The sequence below is a fragment of the Polaribacter sp. Z014 genome, assembly GCF_023555435.1.
Taxonomy (GTDB): domain Bacteria; phylum Bacteroidota; class Bacteroidia; order Flavobacteriales; family Flavobacteriaceae; genus Polaribacter.
This window is the reverse complement of sequence record NZ_JALCZP010000081.1, coordinates 1-1,373: the sequence shown is the minus strand read 5'-3', so window position 1 is coordinate 1,373 and position 1,373 is coordinate 1. Positions and strand designations below refer to the sequence as shown.

At 34.5% G+C, this 1,373-nt stretch carries 2 protein-coding genes; both read right to left on the bottom strand.

Annotated features, from left to right (window positions below; all coding sequences use genetic code 11):
- A partial coding sequence (locus tag MPF19_RS18990; protein ID WP_502925272.1) for a thiamine pyrophosphate-binding protein occupies window positions 1-773 on the bottom strand: 773 nt, incomplete at its 3' end.
- A 67-nt stretch (window positions 774-840) separates the two neighbouring features.
- On the bottom strand, window positions 841-1,373 hold a 533-nt coding region (locus MPF19_RS18985), incomplete at its 5' end, for an apurinic/apyrimidinic endonuclease family protein (protein WP_502925271.1).

Below are 1,373 nucleotides of genomic sequence, written 5' to 3'. Positions count from 1 at the left end.
TCACCTTCAAAAGTTTTATCATCTGCAGTAACACAACCTTTACCCATTATTGTTTTTCCAATAATAAGTGTTGGTTTTTCTGTTTCGGCATTTGCATCTTTTAAGGCTTTTCTTATTTCATCATGGTTATGACCATCAATAGTAACAACATTCCAACCCCAAGCTTTATACTTCATCTCCGTATCTTCCGAAGTAACCTCATCTGTAGGTGTAGATAATTGAATGTCATTAGAATCATAGAACATGATAAAATTACTTAGGCCTAAATGCCCTGCAATTCTTCCTGCTCCTTGAGATATTTCTTCTTGCACTCCACCATCAGAAATAAAACCATAAATTTTATGATCCATCCAGTTTCCAAAACGTGCTTTTAAAAAGTTTGCTGCAATTGCTGCACCCACTCCCATAGTATGTCCTTGTCCTAAAGGTCCAGATGTATTTTCTATTCCTCTTTTTACATCTACTTCTGGGTGACCTGGAGTAATTGAACCCCATTGTCTAAAGTTGGCAACATCGTCTTTTTCATAGTTTCCTAAAAGATAATACTGTGCATACATTAAGGTTGATAAATGTCCTGCATCCATAAAGAAACGGTCTCTAAACGCCCAAGTCATATCCGAAGGGTCAAAATTAAAGAATTCTGAATATAAGATGTGCATAAAATCTGCACCTCCCATTGGTCCTCCTGGATGTCCTGAATTTGCTTTTTCTACCATGGCAACACATAATGCTCTAATATTATCTGCTGATTGTTGGTCTATTTTTTTGTTCATTTTTTTCAAAATTTAATTCTATAAAAAAACCTTCCAGATTTTTAAATCTGAAAGGTTTTTTTTTATTTTAGATATATTGATTGATAATATTCTCAAACAACTCTTGTTTACCACTTTGTAATGTTAATTCTCCATTTTCTTGAGCAATGTTATATAGGTCTTTTAATTCTAATTTCCCTGCTTCAAAATCTTTTCCTTTTCCGCCATCAAAAGAGCTGTATCTTTTTTCTCTTAGTGAATTATACGAAGAAGATTGTAAAATCTTATCTGCAGTAATTAATGCTCTAGCAAATGTATCTGCTCCTCCAATATGTGCATGGAAAACATCGTCCATATCTGTTGAGTTTCTTCTTATTTTTGCATCAAAATTAACTCCACCTCCTTGTAAACCTCCTGCTTGTAAGAAAACTAGCATTGCTTCTGTTGCTTCTTGAACGTTGTTTGGAAATTGATCTGTATCCCAACCATTTTGGTAATCTCCTCTGTTTGCATCGATACTTCCTAGCATTCCTGCTTTGGCTGCAACTGCCATTTCGTGTTGCATAGTATGTTGTGCTAAAGTAGCGTGGTTTACTTCAATATTCAATTTAAAATCTTTGT